This is a genomic window from Streptomyces sp. NPDC060366, assembly GCF_042725135.1.
GTDB lineage: Bacteria > Actinomycetota > Actinomycetes > Streptomycetales > Streptomycetaceae > Streptomyces.
This window is the reverse complement of record NZ_JBHXDC010000020.1, coordinates 98,753-118,788: the sequence shown is the minus strand read 5'-3', so window position 1 is coordinate 118,788 and position 20,036 is coordinate 98,753. Positions and strand designations below refer to the sequence as shown.

20 protein-coding genes are annotated in these 20,036 nt (G+C 70.2%); 4 read left to right on the top strand and 16 right to left on the bottom strand.

The window, feature by feature from the left end:
* Positions 1-8: 8 nt before the first annotated feature.
* Genes ACFWHU_RS33005 through ACFWHU_RS32990 form a run of 4 tightly spaced genes read right to left on the bottom strand, consistent with a single transcriptional unit; the run spans position 9 to position 3,007 of the window.
* Positions 9-1,331, bottom strand: coding sequence for an NADH-quinone oxidoreductase subunit D (locus tag ACFWHU_RS33005; RefSeq protein WP_242572718.1), 1,323 nt, complete (start codon positions 1,329-1,331; stop codon positions 9-11).
* On the bottom strand, positions 1,328-2,077 hold the full coding sequence (locus tag ACFWHU_RS33000) for an NADH-quinone oxidoreductase subunit C (RefSeq protein WP_387229462.1): 750 nt from the start codon (positions 2,075-2,077) through the stop codon (positions 1,328-1,330). The genes ACFWHU_RS33005 and ACFWHU_RS33000 overlap by 4 nt, the downstream gene beginning before the upstream one ends.
* Complete coding sequence (locus tag ACFWHU_RS32995; protein WP_078075626.1) at positions 2,074-2,628, bottom strand: NADH-quinone oxidoreductase subunit B family protein; 555 nt, start codon at positions 2,626-2,628, stop codon at positions 2,074-2,076. Before ACFWHU_RS32995 ends, ACFWHU_RS33000 begins: the two co-directional genes overlap by 4 nt.
* Positions 2,629-2,647: 19 nt before the next feature.
* Positions 2,648-3,007, bottom strand: a complete 360-nt coding sequence (locus ACFWHU_RS32990; protein WP_078075627.1) for an NADH-quinone oxidoreductase subunit A — start codon at positions 3,005-3,007, stop codon at positions 2,648-2,650.
* A gap of 723 nt (positions 3,008-3,730) precedes the next feature.
* Here ACFWHU_RS32990 and ACFWHU_RS32985 point away from each other — a divergent pair.
* A complete protein-coding gene (locus tag ACFWHU_RS32985; RefSeq protein WP_387229459.1) occupies positions 3,731-4,540 on the top strand; it encodes a C40 family peptidase in 810 nt (269 codons plus the stop codon).
* A 195-nt stretch (positions 4,541-4,735) separates the two neighbouring features.
* Positions 4,736-5,347 carry a glycoside hydrolase family 25 protein gene (locus ACFWHU_RS32980; RefSeq protein ID WP_387229457.1) on the top strand — a complete coding sequence of 204 codons (612 nt, stop codon included), beginning with the start codon at positions 4,736-4,738 and terminating at the stop codon, positions 5,345-5,347.
* Positions 5,348-5,377: 30 nt separating this feature from the next.
* Here the strand turns inward: ACFWHU_RS32980 and ACFWHU_RS32975 are convergent, their stop codons facing one another.
* Positions 5,378-6,661, bottom strand: coding sequence for a geranylgeranyl reductase family protein (locus ACFWHU_RS32975; protein ID WP_385803573.1), 1,284 nt, complete (start codon positions 6,659-6,661; stop codon positions 5,378-5,380).
* Positions 6,662-6,797: 136 nt separating this feature from the next.
* Here ACFWHU_RS32975 and ACFWHU_RS32970 point away from each other — a divergent pair, with 136 nt between their 5' ends.
* Positions 6,798-7,322: a GNAT family N-acetyltransferase gene (locus tag ACFWHU_RS32970; protein WP_387229454.1), complete on the top strand. Its 525-nt coding sequence runs from the start codon at positions 6,798-6,800 to the stop codon at positions 7,320-7,322.
* On the opposite strand, the gene ACFWHU_RS32965 is transcribed toward ACFWHU_RS32970, so the two are convergent.
* From ACFWHU_RS32965 to ACFWHU_RS32945, 5 genes are all read right to left on the bottom strand, one after another.
* Positions 7,303-8,004 (bottom strand): demethylmenaquinone methyltransferase, encoded by a 702-nt coding sequence (locus ACFWHU_RS32965; protein ID WP_385803576.1) that lies wholly within the window; start codon positions 8,002-8,004, stop codon positions 7,303-7,305. The two genes, ACFWHU_RS32970 and ACFWHU_RS32965, sit on opposite strands and share 20 nt — an antisense overlap.
* Before the next feature lie 89 nt (positions 8,005-8,093).
* Entirely contained in the window at positions 8,094-8,759 is a 666-nt protein-coding gene (locus ACFWHU_RS32960; protein WP_387229450.1) for a hypothetical protein, read from the bottom strand.
* A gap of 4 nt (positions 8,760-8,763) precedes the next feature.
* Positions 8,764-9,963, bottom strand: coding sequence for a cyclic dehypoxanthinyl futalosine synthase (gene mqnC / locus ACFWHU_RS32955; RefSeq protein ID WP_387229448.1), 1,200 nt, complete (start codon positions 9,961-9,963; stop codon positions 8,764-8,766).
* A gap of 106 nt (positions 9,964-10,069) precedes the next feature.
* Positions 10,070-11,848, bottom strand: a complete 1,779-nt coding sequence (locus ACFWHU_RS32950; protein ID WP_387229445.1) for a protein kinase — start codon at positions 11,846-11,848, stop codon at positions 10,070-10,072.
* A 35-nt stretch (positions 11,849-11,883) separates the two neighbouring features.
* Positions 11,884-12,777: a menaquinone biosynthetic enzyme MqnA/MqnD family protein gene (locus ACFWHU_RS32945; RefSeq protein WP_078075635.1), complete on the bottom strand. Its 894-nt coding sequence runs from the start codon at positions 12,775-12,777 to the stop codon at positions 11,884-11,886.
* 331 nt (positions 12,778-13,108) lie between these two features.
* Between ACFWHU_RS32945 and ACFWHU_RS32940 the strand changes: the two genes are divergently transcribed.
* Positions 13,109-13,312: a cold-shock protein gene (locus ACFWHU_RS32940; protein WP_017948713.1), complete on the top strand. Its 204-nt coding sequence runs from the start codon at positions 13,109-13,111 to the stop codon at positions 13,310-13,312.
* A 103-nt stretch (positions 13,313-13,415) separates the two neighbouring features.
* On the opposite strand, the gene ACFWHU_RS32935 is transcribed toward ACFWHU_RS32940, so the two are convergent.
* Genes ACFWHU_RS32935 through ACFWHU_RS32910 form a run of 6 tightly spaced genes read right to left on the bottom strand, consistent with a single transcriptional unit; the run spans position 13,416 to position 19,943 of the window.
* Positions 13,416-14,249 (bottom strand): ABC transporter ATP-binding protein, encoded by an 834-nt coding sequence (locus ACFWHU_RS32935; protein WP_385803584.1) that lies wholly within the window; start codon positions 14,247-14,249, stop codon positions 13,416-13,418.
* Complete coding sequence (locus ACFWHU_RS32930; protein ID WP_385803586.1) at positions 14,246-15,220, bottom strand: ABC transporter ATP-binding protein; 975 nt, start codon at positions 15,218-15,220, stop codon at positions 14,246-14,248. Before ACFWHU_RS32930 ends, ACFWHU_RS32935 begins: the two co-directional genes overlap by 4 nt.
* Positions 15,221-15,224: 4 nt before the next feature.
* Positions 15,225-16,070 (bottom strand): ABC transporter permease, encoded by an 846-nt coding sequence (locus ACFWHU_RS32925; protein WP_385803588.1) that lies wholly within the window; start codon positions 16,068-16,070, stop codon positions 15,225-15,227.
* Positions 16,067-17,014 carry an ABC transporter permease gene (locus ACFWHU_RS32920; RefSeq protein ID WP_387229441.1) on the bottom strand — a complete coding sequence of 316 codons (948 nt, stop codon included), beginning with the start codon at positions 17,012-17,014 and terminating at the stop codon, positions 16,067-16,069. Before ACFWHU_RS32920 ends, ACFWHU_RS32925 begins: the two co-directional genes overlap by 4 nt.
* Before the next feature lie 5 nt (positions 17,015-17,019).
* Positions 17,020-18,696 carry an ABC transporter substrate-binding protein gene (locus ACFWHU_RS32915; protein WP_385803592.1) on the bottom strand — a complete coding sequence of 559 codons (1,677 nt, stop codon included), beginning with the start codon at positions 18,694-18,696 and terminating at the stop codon, positions 17,020-17,022.
* Entirely contained in the window at positions 18,693-19,943 is a 1,251-nt protein-coding gene (locus ACFWHU_RS32910; protein WP_387229438.1) for a C45 family autoproteolytic acyltransferase/hydolase, read from the bottom strand. Before ACFWHU_RS32910 ends, ACFWHU_RS32915 begins: the two co-directional genes overlap by 4 nt.
* Positions 19,944-20,036: the final 93 nt, after the last annotated feature.

Below are 20,036 nucleotides of genomic sequence, written 5' to 3'. Positions count from 1 at the left end.
TGTGGTGGTCACCGGTCGACGCCTCCCATCACGGGGTCGATGGACGCGACGGCGACGATGACGTCGGCGACCTGGCCGCCCTCACACATGGCCGCCATGGACTGGAGATTGGTGAAGGACGGGTCGCGGAAGTGGACCCGGTAGGGGCGGGTGCCCCCGTCGGAGACGACGTGCACGCCGAGTTCGCCCTTGGGCGACTCGACGGCGGCGTACGCCTGGCCGGGCGGTACCCGGAAGCCCTCCGTCACCAGCTTGAAGTGATGGATCAGAGCCTCCATGGACGTGCCCATGATGTTCTTGATGTGGTCGAGCGAGTTGCCGAGGCCGTCCGGGCCGAGCGCGAGCTGCGCGGGCCAGGCGATCTTCTTGTCGCCGACCATGACCGGGCCCGGCTCCAGGCGGTCCAGGCACTGCTCGACGATCCGCAGCGACTGGCGCATCTCTTCCAGCCGGATGAGGAAGCGGCCGTAGGCGTCGCAGGTCTCGGCGGTCGGGATGTCGAATTCGTACGTCTCGTAACCGCAGTACGGGTCTGTCTTGCGCAGGTCGTGCGGCAGCCCCGCCGAGCGCAGGATCGGTCCCGTGGCGCCGAGCGCCATGCAGCCGGCCAGGTCGAGATAGCCGACGTCCTGCATACGGGCCTTGAAGATCGGGTTGCCGGTGGCGAGCTTGTCGTACTCCGGCAGGTTCTTGCGCAGGGTCTTCAGCAGCTCGCGCAGATGGTCGACGGCGCCCGGGGGAAGGTCCTGGGCGAGGCCGCCGGGCCGGATGTACGCGTGGTTCATGCGCAGGCCGGTGATCAGCTCGTAGGCATCGAGAATCAGTTCACGATCGCGGAATCCGTAGATCATGATCGTGGTCGCGCCGAGTTCCATACCGCCGGTGGCGATGCAGACCAGGTGCGAGGAGAGCCGGTTCAGCTCCATCAGCAGGACGCGGATGATGTTCGCCCGGTCCGGGATGTCGTCCTCGATGCCCAGCAGCGTCTCCACGGCCCGGCAGTACGCCGTCTCGTTGAAGAACGACGTCAGGTAGTCCATGCGCGTGACGAAGGTGGTGCCCTGCGTCCAGTTGCGGAATTCGAGGTTCTTCTCGATACCGGTGTGCAGATAGCCGATGCCGCAGCGGGCCTCGGTGACGGTCTCGCCCTCGATCTCCAGGATCAGCCGGAGCACACCGTGCGTCGACGGGTGCTGGGGACCCATGTTGACGATGATGCGCTCGTCGTCCGACTTGGCCGCGGTCTCGACGACCTCGTCCCAGTCACCACCGGTGACGGTGTAGACGGTGCCCTCGGTGGTGGCACGGGGAGTTGCGTGTGGGGTGGTCATGAGTACGACCTCCGCTGGTCCGGAGCCGGGATCTGGGCGCCCTTGTACTCGACGGCGATGCCGCCGAGGGGATAGTCCTTGCGCTGCGGGAAGCCCTGCCAGTCGTCCGGCATCATGATCCGGGTGAGGGCGGGGTGGCCGTCGAAGATCAGGCCGAAGAAGTCGTACGTCTCACGCTCGTGCCAGTCGTTGGTCGGATAGACCTCGACCAGGGACGGCACGTGCGGGTCGCTGTCCGGTGCGGAGACCTCGAGGCGGATCAGCCGTCCGTGCGTCAGTGAGCGCAGGTGGTAGACGGCGTGCAGCTCACGGCCCGTGTCGCCCAGGAAGTGGACGCCGGAGACACCCGTACAGAGCTCGAAGCGGAGCGCCGGGTCGTCGCGCAGGGTCCTGGCCACCTGGACCAGATGCTCGCGGGCGATGTGGAAGGTGATCTCACCCCTGTCGACGACGGTCTTCTCGATGGCGTTCGCCGGGAGCAGTCCCTGCTCCTCCAGCGCGCCTTCGAGTTCGTCGGCGATCTCGTCGAAGACACCGTCGCGGCCGCCGTACGGGCGGCTGGAGGCACCCGGCAGGCTGACGGTCCTGACGAGGCCGCCGTAACCGCTGGTGTCACCGCCGTTGTTGGCGCCGAACATGCCCTTGCGTACGCCGATGACCTCGGCTGACTGACCGCGCGCCGACGGAACGCTCGCGCCCGTCCGCTCGTCTTCCGGAGAACCCCCGGATCGCTGCTCGTCACTCACCGCAGCAGCCCCTTCATCTCGATCGTCGGCAGTGCCTTGAGCGCCGCTTCCTCCGCCTCGCGGGCGGCCTCCTCCGCGTTGACCCCGAGCTTGGAGCCCTGGATCTTCTCGTGGAGCTTGAGGATGGCGTCCATCAGCATTTCCGGACGCGGCGGGCAGCCCGGCAGGTAGATGTCGACAGGGACGACGTGGTCGACGCCCTGGACGATCGCGTAGTTGTTGAACATCCCGCCGGACGACGCGCAAACCCCCATGGAGATGACCCACTTGGGATTCGGCATCTGGTCGTAGACCTGCCTCAGGACGGGCGCCATCTTCTGGCTCACCCGTCCTGCCACGATCATCAGGTCCGCCTGGCGCGGCGAACCGCGGAAGACCTCCATGCCGAACCGGGCCAGGTCGTACCGGCCGGCGCCCGTCGTCATCATCTCGATGGCGCAGCAGGCGAGGCCGAACGTCGCCGGGAAGACGGACGACTTCCGCACCCAGCCCGCGGCCTGTTCGACAGTGGTCAGCAGAAAACCGCTCGGCAGCTTCTCTTCGAGTCCCATTGGTCGCCCCTCCGCGCCTTTAGTCCCATTCCAGACCGCCACGCCGCCACACATACGCGTAGGCGACGAAGACGGTGAGCACGAAGAGCAACATCTCAACGAGCCCGAAAAGCCCCAGTGCGTCGAAGGTGACGGCCCAGGGGTAAAGGAAGACGATCTCGATGTCGAAAATGATGAAGAGCATCGCCGTCAGGTAGTACTTAATGGGAAAGCGGCCACCTCCGGCCGGCGTGGGAGTGGGCTCGATGCCGCACTCGTACGCTTCGAGTTTTGCCCGGTTGTACCTTTTCGGGCCGATAAGCGTGGCCGCCACCACGGAGAAGATCGCAAACGCGGCACCGAGAGCGCCGAGCACGAGGATTGGCGCGTAGGCATTCACGCTCCTCGCTCCTTCCAGTCGTCCCTGACCGTTGGTCCTCAACCGAGCTTCTGTCGCCGCCGTCCGCGAAGATCACGCGTATGTGAGGCAGTTCACAAGCCGGACTGCCCCGCATCCTATGCCTCCCGGTCTGTGACGTGCGACACGGGGTGGGACAAGGAGTTTGTGATCTCCACCACCCGACGATCGATCATGCGTCAGAGGGCCGGTGGATCCTCGCACAGCAAGCGTCCGCACGGTCACTCGAGGTAACAATGCGGAGAGTCACCGCTGGTCGGAGGCGTGCGGCTCTATCAAGGCAACGCGGAGAGCCGCAAATTGGAGATGGACGCGGGCTCAGTGGTAGGCGCGCGCGCCACCCGCTCGGGGGAGGTGGAGGGACGGAGGTGGACGGCCGTCGGCGGAGATGGCCGGAAGTGGTCATCGTGCACGCGTTCACGAGCGTCCCGGACTCGCGGCGTTCACCATTCTGTGACCTGCACCACTCCACTCAACCTTCTCAAAAGCGGGGCTTGGCCATGAGGGCGGACGGGTGGTAGGTGACGGGCAATTAGGGCGATTCACCGAAAGCCCATGATCACGGCCATGATCACGAGTGACCGTTATGCCCGTTACGGCGTCAATAAAGGCCACTAGCAAGTGGATTGATCTATTCCGAACGTAACTGTGGCGCAACACACGTTTCTTGAAGGGAACCCGAAAGCCCTGATAGCGATTGTCCTCATGTCCCACACCGCTCACATACCCAGCCACCGGAAGCCCCGCCGCGGCGCGTCGAAAACGGCGATCCGTTCCGGAGTCGCCGGTGGCGTCCTCAGCACCATCGCGCTGGCCGGTGCCGCCGCTCCGGCCCACGCCGAGCCGGTGACCGAGACCATCGAGATGCCCACGCTCACCTCCGGTCTCGCCGGCGGCTTCGCGCAGTCCGCGGACGCCACCCAGCAGGTCGCCGTCGACCTCCAACTCCAGGCGCAGGAAGACGCCGCCGCGACCAAGGCCGCGAAGGTCGCCAAGAAGGCCAAGGCCGAGGCCGACCGCAAGGCCGAGGCGAAGGCCAAGGCCGAGAAGGCCGCACGCGCCGAGGCCGCCCAGGAGCGCGCCTCGCGCTCCACGGAGCGCACCACGCTCTCCGCCTCCGGCTCCGCCGCCTCGTCCTCGGACAGCGGCACACAGGCCACCGGCTCGGCCGCCGCCGTCCTGGCCTTCGCGCGCGCCCAGGTCGGCGACGCGTACGTCCTCGGCTCCACCGGCCCCGACTCGTGGGACTGCTCCAGCCTCGTCCAGGCCGCCTACCGCCAGATCGGCGTAGACCTGCCGCGCACCTCGCAGCCGCAGTCCACGTCCGGCACCGCGGTCTCGCTGGACAACCTCCAGCCCGGCGACATCCTTTACTGGGGCGGCGCGGGCAGCGCGTACCACGTGGGGATCTACTCCGGCGGCGGCAAGTTCATCGGCGCGCAGAACTCCGGTACCGGAGTGGTCGAGAAGACGCTGGACTGGGACCCGCCGACCGGCGCCGTCCGTCTCCTCTGACCGACGACCCACCGGCACGACCCGAGGGCCGTCGCTCCCCCACCCAGGGAGCGGCGGCCCTTCGCCGTGCCCCGGCGTACTCCCAACGGACCTGCCGGGTGGGGCCGTTCGAGAGTGGCCCGGTGCCATCGAGGGCATCCGAAGAGACAGGGAACCTCTCCCCCCACACGCACCACCACGCAGGAGGCACCACCGATGACCGTCAAGGGCGTCGACGTATCGTCGTACCAGAGCTCGTCGTTCTCCACGAAGGACCTCGGCTTCGCCATCGTCAAAGCCACCGAGGGCACCTCGTACCTCAACCCCCGTATGAAGGCGCAGGCTTCACACGCGCGGGACGCCGGACTGGTGGTCGGTTTCTACCACTTCCTGCGGCCGGGCAGCGTGAAGGACCAGGCGAAGTACTTCGTGGAGGAGGCCGCCGAGCGCGCGGGCGACCCGCTGTTCGCCGACTGGGAGGACGCGGACGTCTCGTGCGCGTCGAAGGACGACTTCCTCGCGGAGGTCCAGCGGCTGCGGGGCGCGGACCACCGCGTCGGGCTGTACTGCAACCGGGACTTCTGGCTCAACCGCGACACCACGAGCGAGGCGGGCGACGCCCTGTGGATCGCGGACTACGTGACGGCGGGCAAGCCCCGTATCAAGGCCGCGTGGAAGTTCCACCAGTACACGGACAGCCCGCTCGACACGAACGTCGGCAGGTTCGCCGACGCCGCCGCCCTGCGGAGCTGGGCCGAGGGCGGCGGCGGCAAGAGCCTGGCGGCGCTCGCCGACGAGGGGTTCCAGGTCAGCGGCGCCGAGGACTGAGAATCAAGAGCTGGGAATCAAGGCGGTCGCCTACGACTTGGGCGCGACCTTGCTCAGACCGTTGATGATGCGGTCCATCGCGTCGCCGCCCGACGGGTCGGTCAGATTCGCCAGCATCTTCAGCGTGAACTTCATCAGCAGCGGATGCGTGAGCCCCCGCTGCGTCGCGATCTTCATGACCTTCGGGTTGCCGATCAGCTTCACGAAGGCACGGCCCAGCGTGTAGTAGCCGCCGTAGGTGTCCTTGAGCACCTGCGGATAGCGCTGGAGGGCCATCTCGCGCTGCCCCGGCGTCTGCCGGGACTGCGCCTGCACGATGACGTCCGCCGCGATCTGGCCGGACTCCATCGCGTACGCGATGCCCTCGCCGTTGAACGGGTTGACCAGCCCGCCCGCGTCACCGACCAGCAGCAGGCCCTTGGTGTAGTGCGGCTGCCGGTTGAAGGCCATCGGCAGCGCGGCGCCGCGGATAGGCATCGTCATGTTGTCGGGCGTGTAGCCCCAGTCGGCCGGCATCGACGCGCACCACGCCTTGAGCACCTCGCGCCAGTCCAGCTCCTTGAAGGCGGACGACGAATTGAGGATGCCCAGGCCGACGTTGGACGTGCCGTCGCCCATGCCGAAGATCCAGCCGTAGCCGGGCAGCAGCCGGTCCTGCGGCCCGCGCCGGTCCCACAGCTCCAGCCACGACTCCAGATAGTCGTCGTCGTGCCGGGGCGAGGTGAAGTACGTACGGACGGCGACGCCCATCGGCCGGTCGTCGCGCCGGTGCAGCCCCATCGCGAGCGACAGCCGCGTGGAGTTGCCGTCGGCCGCGACGACGAGCGGGGCGTGGAAGGTGACGGGCGTCTTCTCCTCGCCCATCTTGGCGTTGACGCCGGTGATCCGGCCGGTGCGCGGATCGATGATCGGGGCACCGACGTTGCAGCGCTCGTGCAGCCGCGCCCCGGCCTTCTGCGCCTGCCGGGCCAACTGCTCGTCGAAGTCGTCACGCTTGCGTACGAGGCCGTAGTCCGGATAGCTGGCCAGGTCGGGCCAGTCGAGCTGGAGCCGTACGCCACCGCCGATGATGCGCAGCCCCTTGTTGCGGAGCCAGCCGGCCTCTTCGGAGATGTCGATGCCCATCCCCACGAGCTGCTTGGTGGCGCGCGGGGTCAGGCCGTCACCGCAGACCTTCTCGCGCGGGAAGGCCGTCTTCTCCAGCAGCAGGACGTCCAGGCCCGACCTGGCGAGGTGGTACGCCGTGGTGGAACCGGCCGGGCCGGCCCCGACGACGATCACATCTGCGGTGTGTTCGGAGAGGGGCTCGGTCACAGCGGGATCTCCCGAAGACTCGTGGGGCCCGGCGGGCGGGTCCCCTCATGACGTACCGACGGCTGTGGACATGTTCGGCACTGGACAGGTGCAGTCTATGGGTGCCTGTTGATCGACAAGTTGAAGGGCTGCCCCGATGAACGACATCACCCGACCGGTCCCCGTCGTGCGGCTCCGCGTTCCCACCGAACAGGACGCCCGCGAATGGCACCGGGTGTTCGACGATCCCGATGTCATGGAGTTCCACGGCGGCCCGGCACCGCTCGCCGAGTACGAGGAGTTCACCGCCCGTCAGCGGGCGCACGCCGCCGAACTCGGCTTCTGCCTCTGGACGATGCTCGACGACAGCGACGAGGTCATCGGCTTCACCGGCGCGCAGCCGTGGCCCCACACGTCGTTCGGCCCGGTCGGCGAGATCGAGATCGGCTGGCGCCTCGGCCGCGCCCACTGGGGCAGGGGTTACGTGACGGCCGCCGCGCACGCGACGCTGGAGCGGGTACGGGCCGCGGGCGTCCCCACCGTCGTGGCGATGGTCGACGCCCGCAACGACCGCTCGGTCGCGGTGACCCGGCGCCTCGGCATGGAGCTGGAGGAGACGTTCCTGACGCCGGTGGGCAAGCGGAAGGGGTACTGCTTCCGGCTCAGGCTGGACCGGCCTTGAACCCGCGGTGCAGTGCCACGACCCCACCGGTCAGATTCCGCCAGGCGACCTTCGACCAGCCGGCCTTCTGGAGCAGCCCGGCCAGAGCGGGCTGGTCGGGCCAGGCGCGGATGGACTCGGCGAGGTACACGTACGCGTCCGGGTTCGAGGACACACCGCGCGCCACCGGCGGCAGCGCACGCATCAGGTACTCCGTGTAGACGGTCCGGAAGGGCTCCCACACCGGCTGGGAGAACTCACAGATCACGACCTGCCCGCCGGGCTTGGTCACCCGGTACAGCTCACGCAGCGCGCTGTCCGTGTCGTGCACGTTCCGCAGACCGAAGGAGATCGTGACGGTGTCGAAGACGTCGTCACGGAACGGCAGTTTGGTGGCGTCCCCGGCGGTCAGCGGCAGCCAGGGGTGGCGCTTCTTGCCCTCGCGGAGCATGCCGAGCGAGAAGTCGCAGGGGACGACGTAGGCGCCGGTGGCGGCGAAGGGCATGGAGGAGGTGGCCGTGCCCGCGGCGAGGTCGAGGACCTTCTGCGCGGGGCGGGCGTTCACCGCCCTGGCGACCTCCTTGCGCCAGAGCCGCGCCTGGCCGAGGGAGAGCACGTCGTTGGTGAGGTCGTAATTCGCCGCCACGTCGTCGAACATCGAGGCGACTTCGTGCGGCTGCTTGTCCAGGGAGGCCCGGGTCACTGGCGTTCCGCCTCACTTCTCGGTTGCGGTGCGTCTGTCGCGGTACTACGGCCATTCTCGCAGGCCACCCTCGCCGCCCGGCGCCTGCCTCACGCGCGCCGGTGGACGAGCCGCCCGTCGAGGACGGTGGCCACGCAACTGGCCGCGCCCGCCCGCGCCAGCGCGGCGTACGGGTCGCCGCCGGGCGGGACATCCACGTCGAAGACGGCGAAGTCGGCCTGGCGGCCCTCGAAGCCCAGCGGCGGCAGCACGAAAGCCTCCTCGACCGGCCGGCCGGCGAGGGGGTCCAGATCGGCCGGGCCCGGCGGTTCGCTGAACCGCCTCTCGACACCGAGCCCCGAGCGCGCGACGGCGTCCACCACCGTCTCCCGCCGCAGGGTCCCGGCGACCGCGACCGTCCCGTGCGCCAGCATCCGCCGCACCCCGCGCCGCGCGCTCGCGCCCCAGCGGGCGTCGGTCATCTCCAGCGCGGCGAGCGCGTCGCCGGTGAGCGGTTCGGTCCCCAGTTCGCCGACCTCGCGCGGGTCGGGGTGGTAGGCCTGCTCCAGCAGTTCGGGACCGTACGCATTGCACAGCCCCGGTGTGAGGACGCCCGGCCACCGTCTGACCCGTGCGGCGGGACGCGTGGCCGCCAACTCGTCGTAACCGCCGACGGCCTCGATCGAATCCCCCGCGACCAGCACCGCGCCGTCCGGCACGGGAGCGCGCCCCGCGCCGGGCAGCAGCAGGTCCGCCCGGTGAATCGTCAGTGCCACCAGGTCAGTTGGCGTCGAGCAGCTTGAGCTCCGGGTGCGCCGTGCCGCCCGCGATCGCCGTGGAGGAGAAGTGCGAGACGACGCGCTCGTCGACCGGGTCCAGTGCCGGGTCGTCGTGCACGACGATGTGCTCGTACGTCGTGGCGCGTTGCGCCGGGACCCGGCCCGACTTGCGGATCAGGTCGATGATCTCCAGCCGGTTGGAGCGGTGCTTCGCCCCCGCCGACGAGACGACGTTCTCCTCCAGCATGATCGAGCCGAGGTCGTCCGCGCCGTAGTGCAGGGACAGTTGGCCGACCTCCTTGCCCGTGGTCAGCCAGGAGCCCTGAATGTGGGCGACGTTGTCGAGGAAGATCCGGGCGATGGCGATCATCCGCAGGTACTCGAAGAGGGTCGCCTGCGTCTGCCCCTTCAGCTTGTTGTTCTCGGGCTGGTAGGTGTACGGGATGAACGCCCGGAAGCCGCCCGTCCGGTCCTGTACGTCGCGGATCATCCGCAGGTGCTCGATGCGCTCGGCGTTCGTCTCCCCGGTGCCCATGAGCATCGTGGACGTCGACTCGACGCCGAGACCGTGCGCGGTCTCCATGATCTCCAGCCACCGCTCGCCGGACTCCTTGAGCGGGGCGATCGCCTTGCGCGGCCGGGCCGGCAGCAGTTCGGCGCCGGCGCCCGCGAACGAGTCGAGGCCCGCCTCGTGGATCCGGCGGATCGCCTCCTCCACGGAGACGTCCGAGATCCGGGCCATGTGCTCGATCTCGGAGGCGCCGAGGGAGTGGATGACGAGCTGCGGGAACGCGGCCTTGATGGCGGCGAAGTGCTTCTCGTAGTACTCCACGCCGTAGTCGGGGTGGTGGCCGCCCTGGAACATGATCTGGGTGCCGCCGAGTTCGACGGTCTCCGCGCAGCGGCGCAGGATGTCGTCGAGGTCGCGGGTCCAGCCCTTGTCGGTGTCCTTGGGGGCCGCGTAGAAGGCGCAGAACTTGCACGCCGTCACGCAGACGTTCGTGTAGTTGATGTTCCGCTCGATGATGTACGTCGCGATGTGCTCCGTGCCGGCGTAACGGCGGCGGCGCGCGCGGTCGGCGGCGGCGCCGAGCGCGTGGAGGGGGGCCGAACGGTAGAGGTCGAGCGCCTCTTCGGGGGTGATCCGGCCACCCTCGGCAGCGCGGTCGAGGACAGACTGCTGGTCGGCCTTCTCGGTCACCGGGGCGTCACCTTTCGGCGGTGTATCAGTGGATCTACGGTCCGATCCAGCGTACGCCAGGGGTACGGGCGTACCGGTTGCCGGGCTCGCGGGACCCCAGAGGTGGCTACTGCTTCTTCAGCGTCCCGGTCGGGTTGCCCGCCGCTTCCTCCGCCGAGGTGAACCGCAGATCACCGTCGCCCGTGAGCGTGAACGTCAACTGGGCGGCCTCCGTGGTCGTGCACATCCCCGCCCCGCCGGGCCGGTCGGGATCCGTGGACTCCTCGACCCTGATCTCCTTCGCGGTGGCGGACACGAGCGTGCCCACCCCGTAGCACTTCGCCTCCACACCGAGGAGCGAGAGGAAGCTCGTCGAGCGGAACACCTTCTCGCCCTTCCCGCCCGCGGTGATCTCGACCGTGTAGTCGCCGTGCGGCAGCCCGCTGTCCTCGGTCGTCGGTCCCTTCCAGGTGCCGACGAACTGCTTGGGTACGGCCGTGAGCGGGCCGGTGGCCCCGTCGCGCGTCGCCGACGCGCTCGGGCCCGTGCCCGCGGGGCCCTGGTCGGCGGAGTCGGACTTCTTGTTGTCCGAGAACTGGTCGACGAGCAGTGTCCCGCCCAGCGTGACCGCGGCCAGCGCTCCCGCCACCGCGAGGGCGACCGTGCAGCTCACCTTGCGGCGGCGCGGCCCGGCCCGGCCGGCGGTGACGGACAGGGACATCCGGGGGTCCTGGGTGTCCTGGACGTCCTGGGGGCGGCCGTCGGCCGTACGGGGTCCGGGCGGGCCGTCCGGGTGCGCGAGCGCGTCCGGGTACGTCGGCGCCCCGAACTCCCCGAGCGGGGGCGCCGATCCGGCGGCGGCCGGGATCCGGTTCGCGGCGGTGGGGGGATGCCCGGCGGCGGACGGATGTCCGGCGGTCGGCACATGGGCGGCCGACTGCGGGGGCGTGTCGGGCGGCGGGGGCGTCGGCCAGTGCACCACCGGCCCGGGAGCGCTCCGTACGGGCTGCGCCGCCTCCAGGTCCAGCAGTTGGACGGCCGCCCGGCTGACCTCCCGTACGAGCGGGTCCGGCAGCCAGCCCGCGTCCACCAGCGGGGCCGCCCCGCCGGGCGCGAGCCGTGCGGCGATCTCGGCGGGCGCGGGGCGCGCGGCCGGGTCCTTGGCCAGACAGCGGGCGACCAGTTCCTTCAACCCGCCTTCCAGCGAGTCGAGTTCGGGCTCCCCGTGGACCACCTTGTAGAGCAGCGCGGCGGACGAGTCCCCGGGGAAGGGGCTCGCTCCGGCCGTGGCGTAGGCGAGTACCGCCCCCAGCGAGAACACGTCGGCCGCGCCCGTGACGCCCTTGCCGAGTATCTGCTCGGGCGACATGTAGCCGGGTGAGCCGACCGAGACTCCGGTGGAGGTGAGCGAGGCGGTGCCGTCCGTGGCGCGCGCGATGCCGAAGTCGATGAGCCGGGGGCCGTCGAGGGCCAGCAGGACGTTCGACGGTTTGACGTCACGGTGGACGAGGCCCAGCTCGTGGACCGCGCCCAGCGCCTCGGCGAGCCCGGCTCCCAGTGCCCGTACCGTCGGCTCGGGCAGCGGACCGTACGTGGCGACCGCCTGCGTCAGCGAGGGCCCCGCCACATAGCCGGTGACCACCCACGGCGTCTGCGCCTCCGGGTCGGCGTCGAGCACCGGCGCCGTCCACGCGCCGCCGACCCGGCGGGCCGCCGCCACCTCGCGGCGGAACCGGGCCCGGAACTCCTCGTTCAGCGCGAGATGCGGATGGATGACCTTCACTGCGACCGTACGGCCGCCCTCGGACCTGGCCAGATAGACCCGGCCCATGCCGCCGGCACCGAGTCTGCCGAGCAGCCGGTACGCGCCGATGGTGCGGGGCCCGTCCGCGTCGAGCGGCTGCATCCCGTCCCCTCCCCGTTCTGTGTCCCCCCACCTTCTCAGGAGGGGAGCAACTCGACCCGGGGGTCGGCGGGATAGCCGGTCGTGGGTCCGGTACGGCGGGCGAACTCCCGTACCCCCGCGAGCTGGTCGGGGCCGAAGCGGAAGTCGAGCGTCGTGAAGTAGCGCTCCAGCAGCTCCGCGTCGAAGGTCTCCCAGCGGGCCGCCTGTTCGGCGACCTTGGTGACCTCCTCCAGCGACACGTCGCGGGAGGCGAGGAACGCCCGGTGCACATCGCGCACGGTCTCCGGCTCACGCGCCAGATAGTCCTTGCGCGCCGCCCACACGGCGAAGACGAACGGCAGACCCGTCCAGTCCTTCCACATCTGGCCGAGGTCGTGGACCTGGAGCCCGAGGCGGGGCGCGTCGTGCAGCGAGGCGCGCAGGGCCGCGTCGCCGATCAGTACGGCCGCGTCCGCCTCCTGCATCATCAGACCGAGGTCGGGCGGGCACGTGTAGTAGTCGGGGGTGACCTCGTACTTCTCGGCGAGCAGGAGCTGCGCGAGCCGTACGGCGGTCCGCGAGGTCGAGCCGAGGGCGACCCGCGCCCCGTCGAGTTCTTCGAGCGGCACCTGCGAAACGATCAGGCAGGACATGACGGGGCCGTCGCAGCCGACCGCGAGATCGGGGAATGCGACGAGGTCCTCTGCATTGCGGAGGAATTCGACCACGGTGACAGGACCGATATCGAGATCTCCGCGCACGAGGCGCTCGCTGAGCTTCTCCGGGGTGTCCTTCGTCAGCTCAAGATCGAAGAGGGCTCCTGTTCTGCCGAGGCCCCAGTAAAGGGGGAGGCAGTTCAGGAACTGGATGTGCCCGACGCGCGGCCGGACGCGGGGGTGATCGCTCGGGCCCGGGTCGAGGATTGCTGTGCTTTCAGAGGAGCTGTCCACACCGCGAGGCTAGACCTGTGGGGCGCTCGGGGGCGCACGGGGGCGCCGGGGAGGGTACTCGGGCGAGTCTCCGTCGCACGTCAGGGACCACATCGGGGGGCTCGTTCCGTCAGCCCGTCGGGGCCCTCTTCAAACGTCCGGGTGAGGTGATCTTTGGGTGATCTTTCCCCCTACCGCTGGCCGTGAGCCGCGTGCTAGGCTCGCCGCAAGTTGCAGTTTGGTTTCCCTTGCAGTACAGAGCCTGCGGAGAATGTGACCCGCAGGCTTTTGTAGTTTTCAGACTTGTTTGCAGGTTCTGGAGCAGGGCAACCCTTTGGCCCAAGGAGGGCTTATGGCTACCGGAACCGTCAAGTGGTTCAACGCTGAAAAGGGCTTCGGCTTCATCGCCCAGGACGGCGGCGGCCCGGATGTCTTCGTCCATTACTCCGCGATCAACGCGACCGGCTTCCGCTCCCTCGAGGAGAACCAGGTCGTGAACTTCGACGTCACCCAGGGCCCGAAGGGCCCGCAGGCGGAGAACGTAACCCCGGCCTAGTTGCCCTGGGTCGGTAGATCGCGCACGGAAAACAAGCAGTATCAAGGAGCCCTGCTCCCCACATGTCCAGTGCGGGGAGCAGGGCTCCTGCCTTGTCCGGGAGTTACGCCTCCGCGACCGCTCCCGCGACCGCCGCCGGGTCCCAGCCCGGCCGGGGCACGGACGCGAGCAGGCGTTGGGTGTACGGGTGGGCCGGCGCGGCCAACACCCCGTCCGTCGGGCCCTGTTCGACCACCGTGCCGCGCCGCATGACCAGCACCTCGTCGGTGATGTGCCGCACCACGGCCAGGTCGTGGCTCACGAAGACCAGCGCGACACCGGTGTCCCGGCGGATCTCGCCCAGGAGCTGAAGGATCTGCGCCTGGATGGACACGTCCAGCGCGGCCACCGCCTCGTCGAGCACCAGCACCCGCGGGTCGACGGCCAGCGCACGCGCGATCGCGAGCCGCTGCCGCTGGCCGCCCGACATCCCGTGCGGACGCGCCCCCGCCTCGCGGGCACCGAGCCCCACGCGGTCGAGCAGCCCGTCGGCCAGTGAGTCGTCGCGGCCGTGCAACCGCAGTGCGGTGGTGAGACATTGACGGGACGTCAGCCGGGGATCCAGTGAGATGTACGGGTCCTGGAAGACCATCTGGATCTCCCTGGCCCTGGCCAGCCGGGCCGCCCTGCCGCGTGGTGCGCGCATCTCGCGGACGCGGCCCGCCACCCGTACGGTGCCGGCGTCGGGCCGTACGAGACCGACGAGCATCCGCGCGACGGTCGTCTTGCCCGAGCCGGACTCCCCCACGATGCCCAGCGAACCGCCCGACGGGACGGTGAAGCCGACCGATTCGGCCGCGGTGAGCCGGCCGCCGCCGGGCAGCGGGTACTCCTTGCGCAGCCCCTCCACGGCCAGGGCGTGCCCCTGCGAGGCGTGCCCCTGCGAAACGTCCTTCATCGCACGCTTCCTTCCGTGACCGGCAGCCTGCGGCAGGCCGCCGTACCGCCGTCGTCCAGCGCGACCGGCTCGGGCCGCCACGTCTCGCACGCGGCCTCCGCCTCCGGGCAGCGCGAGGCGAACTCGCAGCCGGTGAAGGCGTCGGCGAGCGACGGCGGCCGGCCGGGGATGGGGCGGATCTCGCGCACCTCCGTGTCCAGCGTCGGCGAACACTCCAGCAGCCCCCGGGTGTACGGGTGCCGAGGCCGGGCGAACAGGTCGCCGGCGGACCGCTCCTCTACGACCCGGCCCGCGTACATGACGTACACGCGATCGCAGTAGGCGGCGGCCAGTTGCAGGTCGTGCGTGATGAAGAGCATCCCCGGCGCCCTGCCTTCGCCGGAGGTGCGCAGGGACCTGAGCAGCGCCAGGATCTCCGCCTGCGTGGTCACGTCCAGCGCGCTGGTCGCCTCGTCGGCGAGCAGCAGCCGGGGCTCGGCGGCGAGCGCGCCCGCGATGACGACGCGCTGGAGCATGCCGCCGGAGAGCTCGTGCGGGCGCTGCCGTACCCGGCGTTCGGGGTCGGACAGGCCGACGGCGGCCAGGAGTTCGACGGCCCTGGCGCGGGCCGCGCGCTGGTCGAGTCCCGCTCCGCGCAGCCGCTCCGTGAGGAAGTCCCCGACGCGGCGTACGGGGTTGAGGGCCGAGCGCGGGTCCTGGTGGACCATCGCGACCGTACGGGAGCGGTGGGCCCGCAGCGCGTCCCCGGTGAGGGAGAGCACGTCGGTGCCGTCCACGCCGATCCGGCCGGTGGCCGTGGCGTCGCCCGGCAGCAGACGCAGGGCCGCGTTGGCGGTGGTGGATTTGCCGGAGCCCGATTCGCCGACCAGGCCGACCACTTCGCCGCTCGCCACCCGCAGGGTGACGTCGGTGAGCACGGGCCGGGCTGCGCCGGGGAGTTGGACCGTGAGGCTGTCGATGTCGAGGAGCACGCGGTTACCTCCCGCTGCCGAGTCGGTCGGCGGCCCGGACGCCGACGACGTTGAAGGAGACCACGACGAGCGCGATGGCCACGCCGGGTACGAGCGCCGGGAGCAGCGCGCCCTGGACGACGGCGGCCTGGCCCTCCTGGACCATCAGCCCCCAGTCGGAGCTGGGCGGCTGGGCCCCGAAGCCGAGGTAGGACAGGGTCGCCAGGGACATCAGGGCCTCGCCGAAGAGCACGACGAGATAGCCGACGATGGAGCGCCCCAGATTGGGCACGAGGTGCAGGGCGCAGATGCGGGCGCCGCCCATGCCCTGCACGCGGTAGGAGTCGATGTACGGCTTGCGGCGCTCGGCGAGCGCCACGGACCGGGTGTATTTGGCGACGGTGGGTGTGTAGGCGAGGCCGAGCGCCAGCACGGACGTGGTCATCCCGGCGCCGAAGACCGCGATGATCAGAACGGTGAACAGCAGCCCGGGGAACGCGTACATGACGTCCGTGATCCGGGAGACGAGGGTGTCCACCCAGCCGCCGCGCCAGGCGGCGAGCGTGCCGAGGCTCACGCCGAGCAGCGCCGCGATGGCCAGCAGCAGGACCGGGGCGATCAGGCTCGTACGGGCCCCGTACAGCACCCGTGAGAGCAGGTCCTGGCCCGAGGAGTCGGTGCCGAGCAGATGGTCGCCGGAGGTGCCGACCAGGGACGCCGAGAGGTCGATGGTGTCGGGGGCGTACGGCGCGATGAACGGCGCCAGGAGCGCGGCCAGTACGACGAGGACGAGGAAGCCGCCCGCGAGGCGTACGCCGGCGGAGCGGCGGGGCCGTGCTCCGCCGACCGGGGCGAGGGTCAGCGCCGTCATGCCGCACGCTCCTTCACTCGTGGGTCGAGCAGCGGATGGACGAGGTCGACGAGGGTGGTGACCACGATGTAGCCGGTGACCATCAGCAGCAGGACGGCCTGGGCCACCGGGAAGTCGTGGGTGTTGATGGCGCCGACGAGCAGCGAGCCGATACCGCTGATGCCGAAGGCCGTCTCCACGACGACGGTGCCGGCGAGCATGCCCGCCATGACGAGGCCGCACATGGTGACGATGGGGGCGAGCGCGTTGCGCAGGACATGCCTGCGGACGATGTCGCGTTCGGGCAGTCCCGAGGCGCGCGCCACCTCCACATGGTCGGCGGTGCCCGCGTCGACCATCGCCTGCCGGGTGACCCGGCTGATCAGCGCGAGCGCTCCGAGCGCCAGGGAGACGGCGGGCAGGGTCAGATGGTGCAGCGTCCCGCCGATGCCCTCGCCGCCGCCGGTGACGGGGAACCAGCCGAGCTGGACGCCGAACAGCGCCACGAGCGCGATGGCGGAGACGAAGGACGGGACGGACGCGGCGAGCGTCGTACCGCCGACGACCGTCGAGTCGACCCAGGTGCCGCGCCTGACGGCGGCGAGCACACCGGCCCCGACGCCGATGACGACGAAGAGGACGGTCGCGTACGCCACCAGCGCGAGGGTGGTCGGGAGGCGGGCGGCCAGCAGGTCGGCCACCTGGTCGCTGTACTTGAAGGAGCGGCCGAGGTCGAGATGGACGCCGTCCCAGAGCCAGCGGCCGTACTGGACGGCCAGCGGCTCGTCCAAGTGGTACTGCTGACGGACCAGTTCGAGCTTCTCGGGGGTCAGCTTGTCCCGGCCCCCGGCCAGGAAGACGGCCGGGTCGCCGGGGGCCGCGTACACGGCCGCGAAGATGACGAACGACGCGGCGAAGAGAGTGGCCAGCAGCCCCGCGAGACGCCTGGAGATTCGGGCGAGCATGCCGGTCAGCCCTTCCCGATGCCGGTGCCGGACGCGCTGTCGGCGGTCTTGGTGCCGAGCTCGGCGGCCCACGGGTAGTAGAGGTACGCCATGGAGGCGGGCGGGCCGGTCAGCTTGTCGCCCAGCACCAGCACGGACGGCACCTGTGCGACCGAGATCCAGACGGCGGCGTCGGTGAACCTGCGCTGGACGTCGACGGCGAGCTTCGCGCGTTCGGCGTCGTCCAGCGTGCCGAGGGCCTTCTTCACCTGGGCGTCGTAGGTGGCGTCCTTGAAGCCGACCCAGTTGTTGGAGGAGTCGGAGAGCCCGTTGTCGTAGAAGCCCATCGGGTCGGACTTGGAGATGTACCAGTCACCGACGAGGACGTCGATCTCGGAGCGGACCTGCGGGTCGCTGTAGAACTGCTCGAACTGCGCCGTCGGCACGGTCTTGATCTGCCCCTTGAGGCCGATCCGCTGGAGCGCGGAGCGGGTCGCGTTGGCGACGACCGTCCGGCCCTGGCTGGCGTCGGTGCCGATGACGATCGGCTCGGCCGCGTTCACGCCCGACTCCTCCACCAGCTTCTTCGCACGGGTCAGATCGTCGGCGGAGGGGCTGTCGGGCGCGTTCGTGATCTTCTTCTGCGCGGCCTCGAAGGCGGGCTTCTCGTACCCCCAGGCCCCGGCGCCGACGGGTGTCGCCCACGGCTCCACGAGGCCGCCGTAGCCGGACTTGGCGATGCCGTCGCGGTCGATCGCGAGCGAGAGCGCCTGGCGGACGGCCGCGTTCTTCAGGCCGCCGCGCTCGGTCGGTATGAGTACGAGCGAGGCGGTGGAGGGACCGTAGTGCTGGTCGATGCCCTTCTTGCCGCGCAGGGCGGAGGCGGTGTTGGGCGACTCGGTGTACGCGCCGTCGGCGGCGCCGGTCGTCACGGCGTTGACGAGAGCGCTGTCGGAGGCCCAGCGGAAGACGACCTTGTCGGTGAGCGCCTTCTTGCCCCAGTACTCGTCGTAGCTGTGGATGATGATCGAGTCGCCGGAGCGCCAGCTCGCGAGTTCGTACGGGCCGGAGCAGGCGTCGGGCTGGCCCGGTGTACCGAAGTCCTCACCGGACTTCTCCACCTGCTCCTGGTTCCAGACGAGGCCCGCGTCACCGGCGAGCGCCTTGGTGAAGAGGGCGTCGGGCTGCTTGAAGGTGACGGTGACCTCGCGCTCGCCGGTCTTCCTCATGCCCGCGACGTTGGTGAACTCGTCGCTCTGTTCCATGTCCGGGTCGGCGTGCCGCTCAAGGCTCCACAGGACGTCGTCGGCGGTCATGTCCGTGCCGTCGTGGAAGGTCACGCCGTCGCGGACGGTGAGGACGAGCGTGTGGTCGTCGGGGGTCTCGGCCTTCTCGGCGAGCAGCGGCTTCACCGACATGTCCGGCTGGAGCTGGTAGAGCCGCTCGCAGACGTTGGTGAGGACGACGCGGCCCGCGCTGGTGCCCTGGGTGTCGAGGTCGAGGGAGTCGGGCTCGTCCTCCAGGAGCCAGTTGGCCTGGGCGAGCCCGCCCTTGGCCGCCGGGGTGGTCGCCGACAGCTTCAGTGAGGCGGCGTCGGCACTCTCGCCGCCGGTGCCGCTCTGGTCGGCGCCGCTACAGCCGGCCGCGGCCAGCAGGGTCGCCACGGCCAGGGCTGCCGTGACGGTGGTGCGCGTGCTGCTCATCGCTGGGCTCCCGTGGTGGACATCGCGTGGTGCGGGGCGTGGTCTTCGGTGATCTCGTGCGCCGGGTCGTACGCCGGGTCGTACGGGCGGTCTCCATACGGACCGTCGTACACGTTCCAGGGCATGTGCTGGTAGTCCCGGTCGCAGGGAGTACCGGCGGTCACGTAGTAGTCACCGCTGGTCAGATCGACGCAGGAGGAGACGAGCGTGGCCCAGTGCTTGATCCGCGGCTGCCGCGGATCGGGGTGCGTGCACAGCGACTCGGGGAGGCCCAGGTGGTCCGACATCGCCTGTTTGATCAGCTTGCGGGACTCGTCGGAACCGGTGGAGCCGCGGAGCCGACGCAGCCCTTCCTCGGCGCGCGGGACGCGGACGAGGGAGTCGGACGACATGGGGCGGTAGCCCGCGGCGAGGGCGGCGGGGACTCCCGCCTGGTAGTGGTTGCCGTGCACGAGGAGGCCGTCGGTGGGGTAGAGCCAGCCGTGCCCGGCGGGGGTGGTCTCCAGGTCGATCGCGAAGCCTTCGCGGCAGGTGAGCAGCGCGTTGCTGGCGATGTGTGCGCGGGTGCGGCACAGCACGTCGAGGGCGTCGGTGATGGTGGGCTGGTCGAGCACGGAGCGGCGTACGACGGTCTGGAGCAGTCCGACCGTGTCGTCGAACCTGCCGCCGAGACCGTTCGCGTTGAGCGCGATACCGGCCGAGTTGGCGCCCTGCCGGCCGACCTGTCCGGCCTCGACCTGCATGATCAGGGTGGGCTTGGGCGGCTGGACGATCCGCAGCATGACGACGGTGTCGGCGACGCCCGCGCGCCAGTCCCAGTTCTGGCCCGCGTAGACGTGTCCGTCGCCGCTGGCGGCGCCGTACGCGGCGAAGGAGGTGCAGCCGTCGGGGGCCTCGTCCGGGTCGGCGGTGCCCGGAGCGCCCTCGCTCATCGTGGCGAACGACTTGTCGTAGATGACCTCGCCGCGGGCGTTGAGCGCGAGGACGTCGAGCAGGCTCACGCCCGCGCCGTCGGCGATGCCGCGCATCTCCTCCACGAGGTCGGGCGCGTAGGCCGCGACGGGGTCGAGCCAGCGCTCGGCGCGTGCGGTGACGCGGTCCCAGGTGAGGCCGGCGGACTGGCCGAAGGCCTCCGCGTAGTAGCCGAGGGCGGCGTGCAGTTGGGGACGTACGGCCTCGCCGTACTGCCGGCCGCGCTCGCGCGGTGAGCCGGAGATCTCGATGACCGGAAGGGAGCGGGGTGCCATTGTTCTCCTCGCGACGGAACGCGATCCTGTAACGTCGATTTCATGGAGCGTTCCTCTTGGAATGCGTTGTCCAGGAGAGTAATGGCGGAGACA

Coding starts and splice junctions, on each gene's coding strand:
- ACFWHU_RS33005 (WP_242572718.1), bottom strand. CDS start 1,331: ATGACCACCCCACACGCAACTCCCCGTGCCACCACCGAGGGCACCGTC.
- ACFWHU_RS32995 (WP_078075626.1), bottom strand. CDS start 2,628: ATGGGACTCGAAGAGAAGCTGCCGAGCGGTTTTCTGCTGACCACTGTC.
- ACFWHU_RS32985 (WP_387229459.1), top strand. CDS start 3,731: ATGTCCCACACCGCTCACATACCCAGCCACCGGAAGCCCCGCCGCGGC.
- ACFWHU_RS32980 (WP_387229457.1), top strand. CDS start 4,736: ATGACCGTCAAGGGCGTCGACGTATCGTCGTACCAGAGCTCGTCGTTC.
- ACFWHU_RS32970 (WP_387229454.1), top strand. CDS start 6,798: ATGAACGACATCACCCGACCGGTCCCCGTCGTGCGGCTCCGCGTTCCC.
- ACFWHU_RS32950 (WP_387229445.1), bottom strand. CDS start 11,848: ATGCAGCCGCTCGACGCGGACGGGCCCCGCACCATCGGCGCGTACCGG.
- ACFWHU_RS32940 (WP_017948713.1), top strand. CDS start 13,109: ATGGCTACCGGAACCGTCAAGTGGTTCAACGCTGAAAAGGGCTTCGGC.
- ACFWHU_RS32935 (WP_385803584.1), bottom strand. CDS start 14,249: ATGAAGGACGTTTCGCAGGGGCACGCCTCGCAGGGGCACGCCCTGGCC.
- ACFWHU_RS32925 (WP_385803588.1), bottom strand. CDS start 16,070: ATGACGGCGCTGACCCTCGCCCCGGTCGGCGGAGCACGGCCCCGCCGC.
- ACFWHU_RS32920 (WP_387229441.1), bottom strand. CDS start 17,014: ATGCTCGCCCGAATCTCCAGGCGTCTCGCGGGGCTGCTGGCCACTCTC.
- ACFWHU_RS32915 (WP_385803592.1), bottom strand. CDS start 18,696: ATGAGCAGCACGCGCACCACCGTCACGGCAGCCCTGGCCGTGGCGACC.
- ACFWHU_RS32910 (WP_387229438.1), bottom strand. CDS start 19,943: ATGGCACCCCGCTCCCTTCCGGTCATCGAGATCTCCGGCTCACCGCGC.